This window comes from Enhygromyxa salina (assembly GCF_002994615.1).
GTDB lineage: Bacteria > Myxococcota_A > Polyangia > Nannocystales > Nannocystaceae > Plesiocystis > Plesiocystis salina_A.
Genome location: NZ_PVNK01000149.1, coordinates 77,911 through 95,894 on the forward strand (window position 1 = coordinate 77,911; position 17,984 = coordinate 95,894).

The 17,984-nt window shown below is 70.8% G+C and carries 12 protein-coding genes, 2 tRNA genes and 1 pseudogene; 4 read left to right on the forward strand and 11 right to left on the reverse strand.

All coding sequences use genetic code 11. From position 1 onward, the window contains the following. Positions 1-225 precede the first annotated feature (225 nt). Positions 226-1,692 (reverse strand): OmpA family protein, encoded by a 1,467-nt coding sequence (locus tag ENSA5_RS16205; protein WP_181197814.1) that lies wholly within the window; start codon positions 1,690-1,692, stop codon positions 226-228. 151 nt (positions 1,693-1,843) lie between these two features. Next, positions 1,844-2,338: a hypothetical protein gene (locus tag ENSA5_RS16210; protein WP_106392566.1), complete on the reverse strand. Its 495-nt coding sequence runs from the start codon at positions 2,336-2,338 to the stop codon at positions 1,844-1,846. A 232-nt stretch (positions 2,339-2,570) separates the two neighbouring features. Between ENSA5_RS16210 and ENSA5_RS16215 the strand changes: the two genes are divergently transcribed. Continuing rightward, positions 2,571-2,641, forward strand: a tRNA-Asn gene (locus ENSA5_RS16215). A gap of 34 nt (positions 2,642-2,675) precedes the next feature. Then, positions 2,676-2,746, forward strand: a tRNA-Glu gene (locus tag ENSA5_RS16220). Between the two features lie 56 nt (positions 2,747-2,802). Here the strand turns inward: ENSA5_RS16220 and ENSA5_RS16225 are convergent. The 4 genes from ENSA5_RS16225 to ENSA5_RS16240 all read right to left on the reverse strand — a co-directional run bounded on the left by ENSA5_RS16225 (position 2,803) and on the right by ENSA5_RS16240 (position 7,077). Beyond that, complete coding sequence (locus ENSA5_RS16225; RefSeq protein ID WP_106392567.1) at positions 2,803-3,219, reverse strand: response regulator transcription factor; 417 nt, start codon at positions 3,217-3,219, stop codon at positions 2,803-2,805. Positions 3,220-3,307: 88 nt separating this feature from the next. Continuing rightward, a complete protein-coding gene (locus ENSA5_RS16230) occupies positions 3,308-4,201 on the reverse strand; it encodes an alpha/beta hydrolase (protein ID WP_106392568.1) in 894 nt (297 codons plus the stop codon). A 9-nt stretch (positions 4,202-4,210) separates the two neighbouring features. Further along, the gene (locus ENSA5_RS16235) at positions 4,211-6,154 is read right to left on the reverse strand and encodes a patatin-like phospholipase family protein (protein WP_146155758.1); all 1,944 of its coding nucleotides are present in this window, start codon (positions 6,152-6,154) and stop codon (positions 4,211-4,213) included. Next, positions 6,151-7,077 (reverse strand): hypothetical protein, encoded by a 927-nt coding sequence (locus ENSA5_RS16240; protein WP_146155759.1) that lies wholly within the window; start codon positions 7,075-7,077, stop codon positions 6,151-6,153. Before ENSA5_RS16240 ends, ENSA5_RS16235 begins: the two co-directional genes overlap by 4 nt. Positions 7,078-7,165: 88 nt before the next feature. Between ENSA5_RS16240 and ENSA5_RS16245 the strand changes: the two genes are divergently transcribed. Further along, the gene (locus ENSA5_RS16245) at positions 7,166-8,527 is read left to right on the forward strand and encodes a phthiocerol/phthiodiolone dimycocerosyl transferase family protein (protein WP_146155760.1); all 1,362 of its coding nucleotides are present in this window, start codon (positions 7,166-7,168) and stop codon (positions 8,525-8,527) included. Positions 8,528-8,581: 54 nt separating this feature from the next. On the opposite strand, the gene ENSA5_RS16250 is transcribed toward ENSA5_RS16245, so the two are convergent. Genes ENSA5_RS16250 through ENSA5_RS16265 form a run of 4 tightly spaced genes read right to left on the reverse strand, consistent with a single transcriptional unit; the run spans position 8,582 to position 12,038 of the window. Next, positions 8,582-9,430 (reverse strand): SDR family oxidoreductase, encoded by an 849-nt coding sequence (locus ENSA5_RS16250; protein WP_106392572.1) that lies wholly within the window; start codon positions 9,428-9,430, stop codon positions 8,582-8,584. Positions 9,431-9,433: 3 nt separating this feature from the next. Beyond that, the gene (locus ENSA5_RS16255) at positions 9,434-10,318 is read right to left on the reverse strand and encodes an SDR family NAD(P)-dependent oxidoreductase (protein ID WP_106392573.1); all 885 of its coding nucleotides are present in this window, start codon (positions 10,316-10,318) and stop codon (positions 9,434-9,436) included. Continuing rightward, the gene (locus tag ENSA5_RS16260) at positions 10,273-11,046 is read right to left on the reverse strand and encodes a lysophospholipid acyltransferase family protein (protein WP_106392574.1); all 774 of its coding nucleotides are present in this window, start codon (positions 11,044-11,046) and stop codon (positions 10,273-10,275) included. The genes ENSA5_RS16255 and ENSA5_RS16260 overlap by 46 nt, the downstream gene beginning before the upstream one ends. Before the next feature lie 53 nt (positions 11,047-11,099). Next, complete coding sequence (locus ENSA5_RS16265) at positions 11,100-12,038, reverse strand: 3-oxoacyl-ACP synthase III family protein (RefSeq protein WP_308726551.1); 939 nt, start codon at positions 12,036-12,038, stop codon at positions 11,100-11,102. Positions 12,039-12,283: 245 nt separating this feature from the next. Here ENSA5_RS16265 and ENSA5_RS16270 point away from each other — a divergent pair, with 245 nt between their 5' ends. Further along, a complete protein-coding gene (locus tag ENSA5_RS16270; protein WP_106392575.1) occupies positions 12,284-16,300 on the forward strand; it encodes a serine/threonine-protein kinase in 4,017 nt (1,338 codons plus the stop codon). A gap of 7 nt (positions 16,301-16,307) precedes the next feature. Here ENSA5_RS16270 and ENSA5_RS39205 read toward each other — a convergent pair. Further along, positions 16,308-17,834, reverse strand: a pseudogene (locus tag ENSA5_RS39205) (aldehyde dehydrogenase family protein). Positions 17,835-17,984: the final 150 nt, after the last annotated feature.

Below are 17,984 nucleotides of genomic sequence, written 5' to 3' on the forward strand. Positions count from 1 at the left end.
GAAGGGGGCTTGGGTTCTTTTTGACCCCCCCGACCATCTGCGACTTTGCCACGCACGGCCGCTGCGCGGCCGGTCGCGTGCTCGGTGGGCTGGGATGAGCTTCGCAGTCGGGTGTGTGGCCCCCTAAAATGGGGGCTCGGGTTCTTTTTGCCCCCGCAGGCCTGAGTCGAGGGGGCAGCGCTTGATTCAGGCCTCGTACCGCTGCGGCGCGGTGCTGGGCGCGACTCAGTCGCTCCCGGTCTTGACCTGGAACTCGATCCGGCGGTTGTTGGCGCGACCGGCCCGGGTCTCGTTGGTGTCGATCGGCTTGTCGGGACCGTAGCCGGCCGTCGTGATCCGATCTTCACTGACGCCCATGCCCACGAGGTAGGTCTTGACCGAGTCGGCGCGCTCGCGGGACAGCTTCATGTTGTGGTCGGGCTTGCCGCGGCTGTCGGTGTGGCCGGCGATCTCGATCCGGATGCTCGGGTACTGCTGAAGGATCCGGACAGCCTCGTCGAGGGTCTTGATCGAGCTGCGCTGGATCGTGGCCTTGTCGGTCTCGAAGGTGATGCCCTCGATGCTGCCGGTGAAGCGCTTGACCTCGTCGGGGAGCTCGTCGGGGCAGCCGTCCTCGTCCTCGAAGCCGTTGGCGGTCTCGGGCTCGTCGATGCACTGATCGACGTCGTCGAACAAGCCGTCGCCGTCGGTGTCGTTGATCGGGCAGCCGTCGGGAGCGACCCCGGCCTCGTCGGGGCAGCTGTCCTGGTCGTCCCAGAAGCCGTCGCCGTCGCGGTCTGACTCGGGGCAGCCGTCGTCGTCTTGGTAGCCGTTGACGGTCTCGGGCTCGTCGACGCACTGATCGTCGGGGTCGAGGAAGCCGTCACCGTCGCGGTCGCTGGGCGCGAGCTCGGGCTGCTCGGGCCGCGCCTGGGGCTCGTTCTTGCGGTTGAGGGTGATCGAGAGGCCGAGCAGGGCCTCGAGGTTGTGCGAGATGAAGGTGTTGTCGACGCCTCGCTGGTGGCTGACGACGTCGCGGAGGTCGAGCCGGAGCATGACCCAGCGGTTGAGGTAGATCTTCGCGCCGCCGCCGAAGTGGAGGGCCGGATCGATGTCGCTGCCCAGCGGTCCGCTGGTGTTGACGCCGAGCATTCCGGCGCCGACGAGCACGAAGGGGGTCACGCTCCACCGCCCGAGCTGCGCGACCGCGTGGCCGCGGACCGTGAAGGGGACCACGCCGCTGCCGTCGTCGAGCTTGCTCGGCATCACGCCGCCCTCGGCCTCGACGCCGAAGTAAGGGATCGGGTAGTAGCCGAAGCGCGCGCCGAGATCGGGGTTGAGCTTGCGCAGCGGCTGCCAGCCCTGCATTGGCTGGGTGAAGTCGGGCTCGAACAGCTCGTGTGAGCCGTTGAGGAGGAACACGCCGCCGTAGACGCCGAGCTCGAGCATGTGGGGCTCGGGGGCCCAGCGCTTGATCCAGGGCCGGTCGCTGCGCGGGTTCCACTTCTCGACCTGCTCGACCTGCTCGACCTTCGCGGGGTCATCCTGGTCATTTGTGGGGGAGGTGGCTGCACCACTGGCGTCGGCTTCTGCGTCGCTCTCGCCCCCAAGCGAGACCCCGCCAGAGACGCCCGCATCACCCGATGCCTCCGGCTCTGCGCCGCTGTCGCCGTCATCGGGGGGGCCCCACGCGAGGGCGAGAGACGGGGCCATGAGGCCGAGGGCGCACACCAGACTCGGAATTTGCAGTCGCATCCTGAAGCTCCGCGGGCCGCTGAGGCCCGCGCCGCCAATTGTGCCTGGTCTGAGATCAGATCACAGGTTTTTGACAAATCGCTGCTCGTGGGATTTGGCAGTTCGCCCCTCAGGCGTCCTCGAGCTCGTCGAGGATCACCACGACGGTCCAGGGCTCGCGGCGGTGCGGTGAGCCCCCGACGCTGTGCGCGCGGAGGCGACCGCGGACCCGGACGCGGTCGCCGGGGCCGACCTGCTCGACGGAGGCCTGGAGGTCGACGCCGAATTGCTCGCGCAGCTTGGCGTGGAGCTGGCCGACATCGCCGCCGCGCTCGACCTGGATCAGCGCCGCGCCGCTCGCGTCGCGGAGCACGAAATTGGTCGCCTCGTAGGCCTCGATCTCGCCCTCGGACCCGTGGATGCCGAAGTAGCGCTGCGCGACGCCGGGCCGACGCGCGCGGTAGTTGAGGACGACCGCGGGCTCGTCGTCGACCGGGTCCCGGAGCAGCTCGAGGGCCTCGACCTCGCCCGCGAGCTCGACGCGGCTGTCGGTCGCGCGCAGCTCGGCGATCTGCCGCGCGACGTAGGGCCCCTCGCGGGACAGGAGACGGTCGAGCCAGCGCACGGTCTCGGGAGCTTACCCTTTTTGTGCCGTCTGGCTTGACCCCGAGATTTTCTCGGCTATCCCGTGGGCGTTGGAGTTGGTCATGGACCGGACGCGAAATATTGAGCCGCACGGGCGAGAACATGCGCCGCGAGAACGCGAGCGCAGCGGCCCGTGCGAGCTGGATCGTTCGTAGACCGGGGGTGATCTGCCAGACCCCGCGCGCGAGCGATCACGGCAGTGTGTCGTCGATGGGTTCGTAGCTGAGAGGTGTAGCTACCGGCTGTTAACCGGTGTACGTGGGTTCGAGTCCCACCGGGCCCTCTATCGTGAATGTGGCCATGTGGCCGATGCTTTGGCCCGAGTGGTCCATTGGTAGGATGTTGCATTTTCAATGCAATGGAGCGGGTTCGATTCCCGCCTCGGGTATTGATTGACTGATTGGTATCTCTGGTTCTCAGCCAGAAGACAGGGGGTCGACTCCCCTACGGGATACTTCGCTCGGCGCCGGTCGAGTGGCCGAGCGCGACCTCGAGCGCGGCGACGAGCTCGGCGAGGTCGAGGGGCTTGACGACATAGTCGTTGGCCCCGAGCTGCAGGGCCTCGACGACGTCCTCGCTGTCGCCGCGCGCGGTCGCCATCAGGACCGGGAGCTGGGTCTTCGAGAAGCGCTGGCGGACCTTCTGGAGGACCTCGAGCCCGTTGACGCCGGGCATCATCACGTCGAGCAGGATCACGTCGAAGCGGCGCGCGTCGATCGCGTCGAGGGCCTCGATACCCGACCGCGCGGCCTCGACCTCGTAGCCGCGGCGCCGGAGCCGACGGCTGAGCATGTCGAGGTTGTCCTCGTTGTCGTCGACGACGAGCAAGCTCGCGCCCTTGCTCTGTGCGCTCGCGGTCACGGCTCGAGATCGTCGCGCGAAACGGGCCTCGATGCACTGTGCGTGTTTTGCGTCGGCGCGCGGCCGTCGCGTGACCCGTGCGCTGGGGTCACGAGGTGCGCGCGCGGGTGAACTCGCCGACCGCCTCGATCGCTCGCTTGGCCTCGTCGAGCATCGCCGCCCACAGCTGAAAGGCGTGGAACATGTCGTCCCACAGCTCGAGGGTCACGTCGACGCCGGCTTCCTTGCAGCGCTCGGCGAAGCGCTCGCTGTCGTCGCGCAGAGCCTCGGCCGCGCCAGCTTGGAGCAGGATCGGTGGCAGCCCGGCGAGCTCGGCGTGCAGCGGCGAGGCGCCCGGGGTCTTGGGGTCCTGGCCGGCGAGGTAGGCCTGAGCCATCATCGCCACGTAGGGAGCCTTCATCGACGGGTCTTCGACGGTCGCCAGCGAGCTGGAGCTGAGGGTCAGATCCGTCCACGGCGACATGCACACGAGCGCGCCGGGGCTGTCGAGGCCCTCGGTGTCGCGGATCTGCAAGGCGGCGCCGAGCAGCAAGCCCGCGCCGGCCGACTCGCCGACGAGCGCGACCTTGGCGGGGGCGTAGCCGCCGGGGCCGACGAGCCAGCGGTAGCTGGCGAGGGTGTCGTCGAGGCCGGCGGGGAAGGGGTGCTCGGGCGCCCGGCGGTACTCGATCGCGAGGGCTGGAGCCTTGGCCGCGACCGCGATTCGGCTGATGAGATCGCGGTGTGAGTCGACCGAGCCCAGCATGTAGCCGCCGCCGTGGACGAACAGGATCGCCCGACCCTCGTCGGCGTCCGCGGGCCGGATCCACTCCGAGCGCACGACCCCGGTGTCGACGACCTCGCGGGTCACGCCCGGCAGCGGGGGCGCGAGCCGACCGACGTTGTCGAGGTTGGTCCGCATGCCGTCGAGGCTGAGATCGCTCGCCTCGGTCAGCTGTGACTTCAGGAATTGGTGAACTGCGTGGAGCTGGGGGTTGTCCATGGCCGTGTCTCAGGGGGCGACCGCGAGGGCGAAGCTTGGGTCGGTGGGGGGGATTGTGGCGGTGGTGGTGTAGGTGATCTGGGGGGCGGCGAGCCCGGTCGCCGCTTCGAACAGCGGCTGGTAGTCGGCCGGCGGCGGCGGCGGGACGTTGATGAGCTCAACCTCGAGGGCGCTCGCGTAGCCGCTCGCGATGTAGGCCCCGACGGCCGCGAGGACCTGCTCGGCGTCGCCGCTGAGCCGCCAGGAGCCGTCGGGCGCGAGCTCGAAGCCGATGTCGACGGCCGGGCCGATCTCGACCAGGTTGGTGCTGCGGTTGATGCGGACGCGCCCGGCCCCGTCAGTCAGCAAGAGCTGCCAGTGCGCTTGGGCCTCGATGATCGCGTCTTTGAGGGCCTGCGAGTTGGCGGCCTCGTGGGCGATGCGGGGGCCGGCGTACCACGAGCCTGCGCTCGAGAACCGGGTCGTGGCGTTGTAGAACACCTGCGCGTACTGCTCCTCGCCGAGGGCCGCCTGACGAAAGAGCATCAGGTAGGCGCGATAGGCGTCGAGGCTGCGCACGAAGGGGTTGAGGGTGATCGCCCACTTGGTCAGGAAGGGGACCGGGACCTCGTCGGGCAGGCGCGGGATCGAGGCGACCTTGGGGATGGGCTGGGCCGCGATCACCAGCTGGGCCCCGGCGGCGTTGAGGATCGCGGTCGGCAGGTCTTGGGTTGGGCCGCCGTCGAGCAGCCGGGTGTTGCCGATGTAGGTCGCGACGAAGGGCGGCAGCGAGCCGCTGGCCATCAGGCTCTTGCCCGCGAGGCCGGTGGTCTGGTGGTTGGTCTCGCCCGTGTCGGCGATGCTCGAGACCGAGATCGTCGGCTGGCCGAGCTCGCTGAGATCGACGAAGCGGGTCGCCCACGCCAGCCACCAGGTCAGCGGGATGTTGTTGACCAGGGCAAAGAACACGCCCCAGCCGATCGTGTTGGAGTTGAGCAGCATCCGCGTGAGGCCGCGATCGCCGAGCGCGGCGTAGAAGGCCCCGATGAACGCGCCGGTGCTGGAGCCCGAGAGGAGGTCGATCGGGACGCCGGCGTCCTCGAGCTGCTCGATGAAGGGGATGCCGACGTAGGACTGGGCCCCGGCCCCGCCGATCGCAACGCCGACCCGCCGGGCCGTGACCCCGCGGGCCCAGCGACCAAAGCTGCGCACGTTGTCCTCGACCACGGGCACGGGCACGCTCGGGTCACCCTCGAAGCGGAGCCGAAGCGCGTGGAGCGGCCACGCGCTCGGCATGAAGCGGGTCGAGCTGTAGATCTGCGAGACGACCGCGACCCAGCGCCGCAGCCAGCGTCGGAACCGGTGGGTTGCGATCGCGTCTTGGATCCAGACCTGGAGCGAGTTGGCCGGGTTGGCCGAGTTGACGATCTGGATCAGCTCGATCAGCAGCGTGCGCACGAGCTGGGCCTCGGGCATCGGCCCGAGCAGCGCGACGGGCTGCTGGTTGACGTCGGCGGGCAGGAGGCCGAGGGTCAGCGGCAGGTCGTTCCAGACCTCGGGGTCGTCGAACAGGTAGTCGACGCTCGCGGTGCAGTCGAGCCCGGTCATCGCCCACCACAGCTCGGCGTTGCGCGCTCCGTTGGGGTTGACGCCGCTGGCCTCGATCAGGATCTGGTCGAAGGCGATGCCCCAGTCCTGACAAAAAGTCTGGAGCTCGGCGTGGACCACCGGGGTCAGGTTGGGGGTCCCCGGCGGCACGCGGATGTAGGTGGGCGGGGTCGTCGGCGGCGGGAGGCCGACGTCCCAGACGACGTGCAGGACCCAGGTCAGATCATCGAGCTCGGTCCGGATCGTGTCGGCGAGGACCTCGACCACCCCGGGCAGGGGCAGGGTCGTGTGGTCGACGGTCGCGTCGGCCAGGACCATGGTCATGGCGCCGCGGAGGACGACGGGGGTCAGGCTCGTCACACTCATGGCTTGACCCGCTGGCCGTTGAACATGGGCCCGAGGCTGCGCGCGAACCCAGGCATGTAGCCGCTGAGGGCGGCCACCGCCTCCTTGGTCACGACCACGGCCGTGGCCTTGGTCGTGGCCGTGGCCGCCTTCAGGGTCGCGGCGCCCTCGTCCGCGAAGAGGTCGGAGCCGCCGACCTCGCCAGCGCCGAAGGAGAGCAGGGTCTCGTCGACGACGAGCTGCAGCTGACCGCGCAGGACGTAGTAGAGCGCGGGGCCGGGGGCGACCGCGAGGCCCGGAGGGGGAGCGGCGGGCTGCTGCGGCTGGTCCGGGTCCTTGGCCGTCGGCTGGTAGGTCACCGTCGGGGCCAGGTCGAGCAGGCGGTAGAGCGCGACCGCGTTGACGCGGGAGAACTGCGGCGTCGCACGCAGCGCGGCCACGATCTCCCCGCCGTGGACGACCGTCGGGAACATCGCGAGCAGCCTGTCGCGCAGGACCCCGCCCGGCTTGGACATGAACACGGCCTCGAAGCGATCGGGCGCGAGCTCGAGCGTCGAGATCGGACCCTTGGCGCGGCAGCGAATCATGGGGAGGTCCGCGCGCGGCCAGGTCCGGTCGAGCCCGGCCTCCGCGGCCCAGTCGTTGACCGCGCCGAGCCCGAACACGGAGCCGGTGGTCAGCGTCCAGGCGCCGTTGTCGTCGCTGCTGTGGGCGGGATCCCAGGTCGCGTGACCGTGGACGAGGATCCGCAGCGGAGCGTCGCGGTTGGGGACCTCGTCGTAAAACAGGCGCGCACCGTCGTCGTGGCGGACCAGCGTGAGCGCCTGGCCGAGGGGCTCGAGCGCGTCCGCGGTCAACCCGCTCAGCATCGGACAGGTGAGCAAGAAGCGGGACAGTGAGGTCTCGTCGGGGGTGGTCAGCGTGTCGGCCAAAATCGGGCTCACCAGTGCGATCGCGGCGACCGGGATCCCGGCGCGGCGGGAGGAGTATATCCTACGCGGCACCGGCCGCGGGCCGGCCCGAGGGCTCAACTTGAACCGCTACCTGACAACCTCCGAGCGCCTGTTTCTCGCGATGGCCGAGCAGGTCGTGATGAACCCGGTGGTCATGGTTCGGTGCCGTGGCTCGCTGCCGGTCGAGCGCGTCGAGCATGCGATCCGGACCGTCCAGCGTCGCCACCCCGCTCTTTGCGTCAAGCTGGTGCGGGACGCCACGCCGTGGTTCTCCGAGCGCGACGTGCCGCCCGTGCCGCTGCGCGTGATCGAACGTGAGTCGAAGGACCACTGGCGGGCGATCGTGCGAGATGAGCTCAACACGCCGATGGCGGCCGAGGGCCCGCTGATCCGCTTCGTGCTCGTGCGCGACTCGGCGGGCGCAGAGCTGATCTGCACGACCGACCACGTCAACGCCGACGGCCGCTCGGGCCTGTTCGTGCTGCGCGACGTGCTGCGGGTGATCGAGGACCCAAAGCTGCGGCTGGTGCCCCTGCGCGAGCGCAGCTGCTTCGACGACTACCTGCCCACGGGCCCCTGGGATCTGGCCCTCGGCCCGCGGCTGCCCGACGCGCTGCGGGGGCTGGTCGCCGAGCGATCGCAGGAGCTCCTGGCCCGCCTCGAAGGGGGTCGGCTCGCGCGTCTGCGGGCGCGGGCGCTGGGCGTGCCCGCCGAGCCGCGGCCGCCGCTCGAGCCCGCGCCGATCGACTTCGTCCACCGTCGGATCGACGCCGAGCGCACGGGCGCGCTGGTCGAGGCTTGTCGCGCCCACGACAACACCGTGCTGTCGGCCCTGGCGGTCGCCTGCGCCGACGCGCTCGTGACCGTCGAGGGCCCGGGCGCCCGCGGGCTGATCGGCTGCATCACGCCGATCGACATCCGCTCGCTGCTCACGCCCTCGGTCGGCGACGACTTCGGGATCTACGCGTGGGCGCCGACCTCGTACCACCCGGTCGGCCCGGGCGCCGACTTTTGGGGCCTGGCCAGGCGCATGCAACGGATCGTGAAGGCCTATCGCAGCGTGCCCGCCCTCGCCGGGATGCGGCGGCTGCTCGACCTCATCGAGCTGAGCGAGGGCACGGCGCTGGCCGGCGTCTACGAGCGCGTCAGTCGGGTCGTGCTCGACGGGCTGATGGTCGTCAGCAACCTCGGCCGGGTCGCGCTGCCCGAGCGGGCCGCGGGGGTCGAGGTCGAGTCCTTCGGCTTCTTCGCGATGATCCCGGCCGCAGACTTCGTGCTCGGGGTCCAGAGCTTCCGCGGGGTCATGGAGCTCAATTATTGTTGTTCGCGCAACTGGATGCGTCAGTCGGTGATCGAGGGCGTCGCCGACCGCGTCGAGGCGACCCTCGACGCCGCGATCGGGCGGCCGCCCTCGCCGGGCGCCGAGCGGATGCGCTACTGAGCGACCGCGGCGGCGGGGCGGTGGCGGCGGAGTGGCGGTGGCGGTGGCGGTGGTTCAGCGCTGAAACAGCTGGATCATCCGCGCCTCCCACCAGGCCTGGGTCGCCGGCCCCGAGGCCAGCGCGCCGATCCAGGCGTCGACACCCACGAGGTGGCGCAGCCGCGGTCGCTCGGCCAGCGCGAGCTTGGCGATCACCTGCGCGACGTCGTCGGGGTCGGCGCGGGCGAGCAGCTTTTGGAGCTGGCGGGTGCCGGCGTCGAGCCCCGTCTTCAGGCGGCCGTAGACGGAGCCGGGCTCGCTCTCGACCTGGTTGCGGTTGCGCGCGAAGATCTGGGTTGGAAACAGGCCCGGCTCGACCAGGCACACGAACACGTTGAAGGGCACGAGCTCGTAGCGCAGCGACTCCGACCAGCCCTCGAGCGCGAACTTGCTGGCGCAGTAGCCCGCGTGGCCTGGGATCGCGCTGCGCCCGACGATGCTCGACACGTTGATGACCCGCCCGTGCCGACGCTCGCGCATCGCGGGCAGCAGGGCCTGGGTCAGGCGGACCAGGCCAAAGAAATTGACCTCGAACTGCGCGCGCAGGGCCGCCTCGTCGAGCTCCTCGGCGAAGCCCGTGAGCATCTGCCCGGCGTTGTTGACGAGCACGTCGACGGCGCCCTCGGCGTCGAGGATCTGCTCGACGAGGGCCTCGCGCTGGTCGGCGTCGGTCACGTCGAGGGTCACGAATTCGACGCGCTCGGAGCCGAAGCCCGAGGCCTGCAGCGCCCGCCGCAGCTCACCCGCGCGGCCGAGCTCGCGCATGCTCGCGTAGACCTTGAACCCGCGGGCACACAGGGCCACGCAGGTCCGCAGACCAAAGCCGCTCGACGAGCCGGTGACCAGGGCGGTGCCGCGTCGCATGGCTCAGGCGTCCCCGGATCCGGCGGGGCCCCCGGGGCTCGCCGCGCCCTCGATGACCACGTTCATCAGGGTCTGGTAGACGGCGTGCATCTGCCCGCCGGTGAAGTCGATGATCGCGCTGTTGAACCAGTACCCGGCGTCGTCGGCGAGGACCGAGACGAAGGCCGCGACCTCGTCCATGGTGTTCATGCGCCCGGCCGGGAACATCCGATCGTGGATCGCCTTGACCCGGTCCCAGACCTCGGCCGGGAAGATCCACTCGAGCGCGGCTGACTCGACGGTGCCGAACTTGAGCGCGTTGACGCGGTAGCCCCGGGGGCCGAGCTCGAGGGCGAGGTGGCGGACGTAGGTCTCGAGCGCGGCCTTGGACGCGGCGATGACCGAGAGGTTGCCAAGCAGCGACTCGTTGATCGCGTTGTCGAGCGCGAGCAGGCGGGCGCCAGGGGCCAGCATGTTGCGGCGCAGCAGGGCCTGGGTCCAGTACACGAAGGAGTGGGCCATGCTGTCGAAGGTCTTGGCGACCTGCTTGGGGTGGATCCAGCGGTCCTCGGGCCCGCTCGCGAGCAGCCCGACCGAGGCGTTGGCGATCGAGTGGACCATGATGTGGACGGACTCGGTCCCGATCGTGGCGAGGACCGTGTCGGCCTCGTCGTCGATCAGCTCGGGCTTGCCGGCGTCGGCGACGAGCCAGCGGATCTCGCGACCGGCGGCCTCGACCGCGGCGCTGACCTCGGCGACGCCCTCGGGGTGGTTGCCGCGGTGCAGCCCGATGATGTTGAGCCCGGGCTGGTGGGCGAGGGCTTTGGAGATCGCGGCCCCGGCGCCCGAGGTCGCGCCGAGCATCAGCGCCCAGCGAGTGTTCTCAACGTCTTGCGGTGCTTGTTCCATGGTGGGTCGAGGGGCGTGACCCCGGCCCGGACTCGGGCGAGGTCGAGGAGCTCTTGCACGCGGGCCTGGACCCGCTCGTGGAGCGCTTGCAGGGCCTCGCGATCGCCGAGCAGCGACGCGCGCTCGGGCTTGGGGATCACGGGCACGATCGGGCGTCCGATGATCTGGTGGACGCGAGCGGGGAAGGGGGGCGACCACGGGTACAGACCCAGCGGCCCGAGCCCGGCCCACAGCGCGGCGTCGCCGTTTTTGATCGCCAGCCGCTGCTTGGCCCGCTCGCTGTCGAAGAGCCCGAAGTAGGCGTCGTCGACGCCCGAGGCCGCGACGGGCACGACCTCGACGCCGCGCGAGATCGCCAGGCGGAGGTAGCCGAGCCCGCGCCAGTCGACCTCGTAGCGGACCCAGCCCGGGCGCAGGCCCTCGCTCGCGCCGCCGGGCGCGAAGATGACGTGGCGGCCCTCGCGGATCGCGTTGTCGAGGGTCGGCCCCTTGCCGGTCGACCACTGGAGGCCCTCGGTCAGCCAGCGCAGGTAGGGCCAGTTCATGAAGTTGCGGTGGACCAGGGCCAGCGGCAGGTAGCCCTGCTCGCGGTGGATCTCGGCGCCGAGCATGAACAGATCCCAGGCCAGCGGGCGCCCGTGGTAGCCGACGACGAACTTGCACTCGTGGGTGCGCAGGTGGTCCATGCCCTCGACGGTGTACGAGAACCATCGCCGCCACCCGGCCATGAGCGCGAGCCAGTGCGCGGTCGCAGCTCGAGAGGGGCGGCGAGCGCTCAGGCTCACGCGCCGACCTCGTAGATCATCGCCCCGTAGCTGATGCCCGAGCCGACCGCGACCAGGAGCACGAGCTGGCCGGGCTGGACCTTCCCGCTGCGCCACAGACGATCGAGGCTGACGGGGATCGAGGCCGCCCCGACGCTGCCGATCTCGCCGACGACGCGCAGCAGCTTGTGCGCGGGGATGTCGAGCTCGCGCGCGAGCATGTCGAACATGCGCCCGTTGGGCTGGTGCGGCAGGACCCAGTCGACCTCGCTCATCGTGACCCCGGCGAGGTCGAGGGCCGTGCGCGCGCTGGTCAGGATCGCGCTGGTGGCCTCTTGCGTGATCTGCTTGTTGGACACGCCGAAGCGGACGATCTCGGGTTGGTGGGTCAGGCCCGCGTGGGCCAGGGTCACGCTGCCCCGAAGTCGACCGTCGTTGCGCAGCCAGGACGCGCGCAGGCCCTCGCGCCCGCGGCCGGGTCCGAGGACCAGCGCCGCGGCGGCGTCCCCGAACACGACGTAGGAGCGCGGGTCACTCGGATCGAGGTGGCGCGACCACAGCTCCGAGACCACGATCCCGACAGGGTGCAGCCCCGTGGCCACGCTGCGCGCGCCGATGTCGAGGGCCGAGAGGAAGCCCGTGCAGGCGTTGTTCAGATCGATGCAGTCGCAGCTGCCGCGGAGCCCGAGGGCGTCGCCGACGGCGTTGGCGGTGGCCGGCAAGAGCATGTCTCCGCCGGTGCAGTTGACCTGGATCAGGCGCAGGAGTTGCGTCGCGTCCATGCCCGCGCGGTCGAGGGCGACGCGCATGGCCTCCGCGGCCAGCGAGGCGTGGGTCGTCTCGGGGTCGGCCCACCAGCGGGTCTCGATCCCGGTGCGGGCCACGAGCTCGGCGGGATCCCGCCCGGGGTACGCGCGCTCACAGACCTCGGCCGTTGTGACCGCACGCCCGGGCAAGACGCTGCTCGTTCCGAGAACGCGGACGGGGATCAGTGGCTCGGCGGTCCGCGGCATCCTTGGGCCGAGATGATGCCACGCAGATCAAGTCTGTACAATTTGCCGGCGACAGTATGTCAATACTGGCGGAGCGCGCAGATTCGAACCTTTGCGCCCATGGCGGGTTTCTGTTCTCGGTCCACGAAACATGAGGATTCGACTGATCGGAACCGAAGACCCGGGTACCATGGTTTCACTGGGAGCTGTTGTCCGAGCACGGCCACAATTTCGACACTCGCTCGACGCCCGCCGGCGCCGGTGCCACCGTTGATGACGAGGGGAGCATCGCCGGGACGCAACTGGGCGCGCTCACGGATCTGACCGAGGGCTACGGCGGCTACGAGACCGCGCGGCTCGAGCCGGGCCAGCGCCTCGGACCCTACGAGCTCGAGCGTCACCTCGGCTCCGGCGGCATGGGCGAGGTCTACTCGGCCCGTCACACCACGACCGGGAAGGAGGTCGCGATCAAGTTCCTGTCGCGGACGACGCCGCGGCTGCTGTATCGTTTCAAGCGAGAGTTCCGCGCGCTCGCGGACGTCTCGCACCGCAACGTGATCAGCCTCGGTGAGCTCGTCGTGCCGCCGACGGGCGCCGCCTTCTTCACCATGGAGTTGATCGACGGGCTGCCCTTCGTCGAGTACGTGCGGCGGCGCGCGCGGGCCGGCGAGCTGCCCAACCTCGTGCGTCTCGGCCGCGCGCTCCGGCAGCTGGTCGCGGGCCTCGGGCACCTCCACGACGCCGACTGTGTCCACCGCGACGTCAAGCCGTCGAACGTCCTGGTCACGCGCGAGGGCCGGGTCGTGCTCCTCGACTTTGGCCTGGTCTCGGAGCTCCACGACGAGGACGAGGGCATCTCGCGCGATGGGCAGCTGCTCGGGACGCCCGCCTACATGGCCCCGGAGCAGGCCAGCATGAGCCAGGTGTCGTCGGCGACCGACTTCTACGCCGTCGGGGTCTTGCTGTTCGAGTGCCTCACGGGCGTGCTGCCCTATCGCGGCTCGGCGATGGAGATCGTCTTGCTCAAGCAAGACGAAGACATCCCCGATCCGAGCGACCTCGTGTCCGGGATCCCGCCGGCGCTGCGCGAGCTGTGCATCGGCTTGCTGGCCCAGGACCCGAGCCAGCGGCCGCAGCGTGACGAGATCCTCGACGGCCTCGCCAGCCGAGCCCTCGGCGCCAGCGAGCACAGCAGGCCCCTCCCGAGCGCGAAGCGTCGAGACCGGCGGGGGCGCGCGCCCTTCGTCGGCCGACGCGCCGAGCTCGAGGTCCTGAACGGCGCGCTGCAGGACGTCCGCAACACGGGCGAGGCGGTCACGATCCACGTCAGCGGTGAGAGCGGCTACGGCAAGTCGGCGCTCGTCGGCAGCTTCCTCGCCGAGGTCCGGGCCACGACCGACACGATGATCTTGCGCGGTCGCTGCCTCGAGCGCGAGTCGGTGCCCTACAAGGGCATCGACTCCGTCGTCGACTCGCTCTCCGCTCGTCTCCACCGGATGTTCGAGGACGAGGTCGCCGAGCTGCGTCCGCGCTACGTCGCGCCCTTGATTCAGATCTTCCCGGTGCTCAGCGACGTGTGGAGGCTCGACGGGGTCATGGAGCAGCGCTTCGAGCCCGCCGAGCTGCGCCGGCTCGGGCTCGCGGCGCTGCGCGAGGTCCTGAGCTCGATCGCCCGAACGCGGCCGCTGCTGATCCACGTCGACGACTTTCAGTGGGCCGACGTCGACGGCGCCCGGGTCTTGACCTCGCTGCTTCGACCGCCCGATCCCCCGGCGATCCTGTTGGTGGTCTCGTTCCGGGCCGAGCCGGGGGCGGGCGCCGACGGCTCGGCCGGTCTCAGCGGTGGCCTCGGCGAGGCGCTGCGCGAGCTGACCTCGGCCGAGGCGCGGCTCGGCCGTGACGTGCGTGAGCTCGCCGTCGGTCCGCTGTCCGGGGCCGAGGCCAGCGAGCTGGCGTGGACGCTGATGGGCGTCGAAGACGGCGGCTCGATCGGTGAGCGTGAGGAGCTCCGACGCCGGGCCGACGCGTTCGCGCGCGGGGCCAAGGGCAACCCCTTCTACATCGGTCAGATGGTGCTCGACGACGACGCCGAGGCGGGCGAGTCCGGCGACGACCGGATCGTCGCGCGGCGCATCGTGCAGCTCGAACCCGCGGCGCGGCGCTTGCTCGCGACGGTGGCCGTGTCGGGGGGGCCGACGCCGATCGCCGTGGTCCGCGAGGTGTTCGGGAGCAAGGGCGACGCGGCCGAGACCTCGTGGTCGGATCAGCTGGCCGAGGTCGGCGAGGTCATCGAGAAGCTGTGTGAGCTCGGGCTGCTCACGCGCCGCGGCGGCGAGTTCGACAGCAGCCACGACAGCGCCACGAGCGGGACGCTGAGCGGACCGCTGCTCGAGGCCGCGCACGGGCGCATCCGTGAGGTCACCGTCGGCGAGCTCGAGACCGACGAGCTCGAGCAGATCCACCTCGAGCTCGGCTCGGCGCTCGAGCGCCTCGGCGGCGACGCCGACGCCCTCGCCGATCACTTCGAGCGCGCGGGCGAGCTGGTCCGCGCGGCCACCTACGCCGAGCAGGCCGCCGAGCAAGCCGTCGAGGCCCTGGCCTTTGGTCGCGCCGTGCTGCTCTACCGTCGGGTGCTGCGCCTGCTCGACCTGCTCGAGCAGCCCGTGTCGACCCGCGGTCAGGGCGGCCAGGCCCCCGATCCTGCGCGCCGCCGCCGGCTGCGGGTCGCGCTCGCGGGCCAGCTCGTCAACTTTGGCCGCTCGAGCGAGGCGGGTCGGCTGCTGCGCGAGCTCGCCGACGAGGCCGAGCCCTCGGACGACGGGCCGGGCGGGCGCCTGGTCCTGCGGCGCAAGGCCGCCGAGCAGCTGCTCCACGCTGGCCACGTCGGCGAGGGGCTCGAGCTCGCGGCCGTGGTCCTGCGTGAGATCGGCGAGTCGCCCCCGCGGGGTTTTTGGACCTCGATGTGGATGTTCATGTGGGGGCGCCTGCGCCTGGCCTTGCGCGGGCTCGGCTATCGGGCCCGGCCCGAGGCCGAGCTGCCCGCGGCACAGCTCGAGCACATCGACACGCTCTTGACGATCTACAAGGGCCTGGTCCTGCACCTCGAGATCCACTCTTGGGTCCTGCACAACCGGCTCTTGCGCCTGACCCTCGACGCCGGGGAGCCCCGGCGGCTGGCGACGATGTTCGCCAACGAGATGCTGATCGTGGCCAGCTTCGGTGGTGAGGGCAAGGTCCACGAGCTCGCGGGCCAGGCCCGGGAGCTCGCGGCCTCGGCCAACGACGTCGAGCTCGATCGGACCATCGATCTCCAGCGCGACCTCGTCGACTACGCGCTCAACCGCTTCAGCGACGCGACCGACCAGCTGCGTGAGCTGCTCCCGCGCCTCGACGACGTCGCCGGGGCCGACTGGATCCGCTTCTCCTCGGTCCTCGTCTACTCGAGCCTGTGTGTGATCACCGGGCGCTGGGCCGAGCTCTACCGCAACTTGCCGCAGTGGCTGGCGGCCGCGCGCGAGCGCGGAAACCTGCGCGAGATCGTCGAGCTCGACGCCTACGCCGCGATGACCGAGCTCCACCGCGGCGACCTCGGCCAGGCCCGCTACCACCTCGACAAGGGCCGAGAGGCCTGGGACGACACCCGCTACAACTACACCACGCTGATGCTCGATCGCGTGGAGATCTTCATGCTCCTCGCCGAGGGCGAGCTCGACCGCTTGCTCGAGCGGATCGACAAGCTGCTCGTCGCGGTCAGCCGCTCGAGCGTCGCGCTCAACCCCGTGGTCAAGCGCTTCGTCGATCAGCTGATCGGGCGCTGCTGGGCGGTCGTGGCCGTGCGCCGGCCGAACGACGCCAAGCTCCGGGCCCAGGTCCGCAAGGTCTGTCGCCGCCTGCGTCGGACCAAGGTCCCGCTCTACATCGGCGAGGCCGCGATCAACGAGGCCGCGCTGTGCTCGATCGCCGGCGACGAGGGCGAGACGCGGCAGCGCTGGCGCGAGGCCGAGCTGCTCTTCGATCAGCACAGGATCGAGTGCCAGCTCGCGTGCGTGCGCTGGCACCTGGCCACGGTCACCGAGGGCCGCGAGACCAAGCGCTTCTCTCGCGCGGCCCACAACTACTTCGCAGCCAACGGCGTCGCCGATCCCGCGAGCATCGCGAGCATGCTGGTCCCGAGCGCGCTGGCGGGCCCGCCCGACCCCGCAGACCCGGCAGCGCAGCCGGGGTAAGGCAAGCTCAGTCCCAGCGGATGCCCTGGGCCAAGGGCAGCGTGGTGCCGCCGTTGATCGTGCAGGTCTGGCGGCGCATGTAGGCCTTCCACGCGTCGCTGCCGGCCTCGCGCCCACCACCGGTCGCCTTCTCGCCGCCGAAGGCCCCGCCGATCTCGGCCCCGGAGGTCCCGATGTTGACGTTGGCGATGCCGCAGTCGCTGCCCTGGGCGCTCCAGAAGTGCTCGATCGCCCGGGCGCTGTCGCTAAACAGCGCGCTCGACAGCCCCTGCTCGACGCTGTTTTGGCCCGCGATCGCGGCGTCGAGCTCGCCGTCGGGGTAGCTGCGCAGATACAGGATCGGCGCGAAGGTCTCGACCTGCATGGGCGGGAAGCTCTCGCTCGGTCCGAGCGAGTCGGGCACGCGGATCAGCGCTGGCCGGACGTAGTGGCCAGCGCTGTGGATCGAGCTGCCGCCGCTGAGGACCTCGGCCCCGAGGCTCTTGCTCTGGGTGACCATGGCGGTGAAGCGGCCGACGGCCGCGGCGTCGATCAGCGGGCCGATGAGCTTGTCGGGATCGCGGGGGTCGCCGATCCGCTCGCCGAGCTGATCGTAGGCGGTGATCAGCTTGGTCGTCAGCTCGTGGGCGACGGAGCGCTCGACGAACACCCGCCGGGTGGTCGTGCAGCGCTGGCCGGCGGTCCCGACCGCGCCGAAGGCGATCGCCCGGACGGCGAGATCGAGGTCGGCGCTGCGATCGACGATCACCGCGTTGTTGCCCCCGAGCTAGAGCAGGGTCCGACCGAGGCGCGCGGCGACCCGCGGGGCCACGGCCCGCCCCATCGCGCACGAGCCCGTCGCGCTGACCAGCGGCAGGCGCGGGTCGTCGACCAGCGCGTGGGCGACCGGATCGTCGGGGCCGATGATCAGCTGCATCGCGTCGCCGTGGCCGGCCGCGGCGAGGACCGGCTGGAGCAGCCCGTGGACCGCGAGCGCGCTCAGGGGCGCCGCGAGGCTCGGCTTCCACACGACCGGATCGCCGCAGACCAGGGCGATCGCCGCGTTCCACGACCAGACCGCGACCGGGAAGTTGAAGGCCGAGATGCACAGCATCGGTCCGAGCGGCAGCCACTGCTCGAACATGCGGTGATCGGGCCGCTCCGAGGGCATCGTCCGGCCGCCGATCATCCGTGACAGCCCGAGGGCGTAGTCGCAGATGTCGATCATCTCCTGGACCTCGCCGCGGGCCTCCTCGATGCCCTTGCCGACCTCGATGCACACGAGCATCGCGAGGGGATCTTTGTATCGACGCAGGCGCTCGCCCATGGCCCGAACCATCGCGCCGCGCTCGGGCGCCGGGACCCTGCGCAGCGACTCGAACGCGCGCGTCGCCGCGCCGACCTTGGCCAGCGCCGTCTCGAGATCGTCCTGGCCGAGGTGCCCGAGGAGCTCGGCGCGCGAGGGATCCTCGCAAGCGAGCGACGCCGCGCTCGGGCTCACGAGCGGCAGCGAGATGTCGAGCTTGGAGAACAGCGCCCGCAGTTCCGAAGACATGTGGAACCTTAGTCTATGTCGCCCTTAGCGCCCAGATCAGACCCGCGATCGCGGCGGCGAGCAGGGCCAGCGAGCCCATGATCGCCAAGCTGAGCTTGATCGTGTCCACGGGCGAGCGGGGCGGGCGGGGCGAGCTGCTCGGCGCGAGCT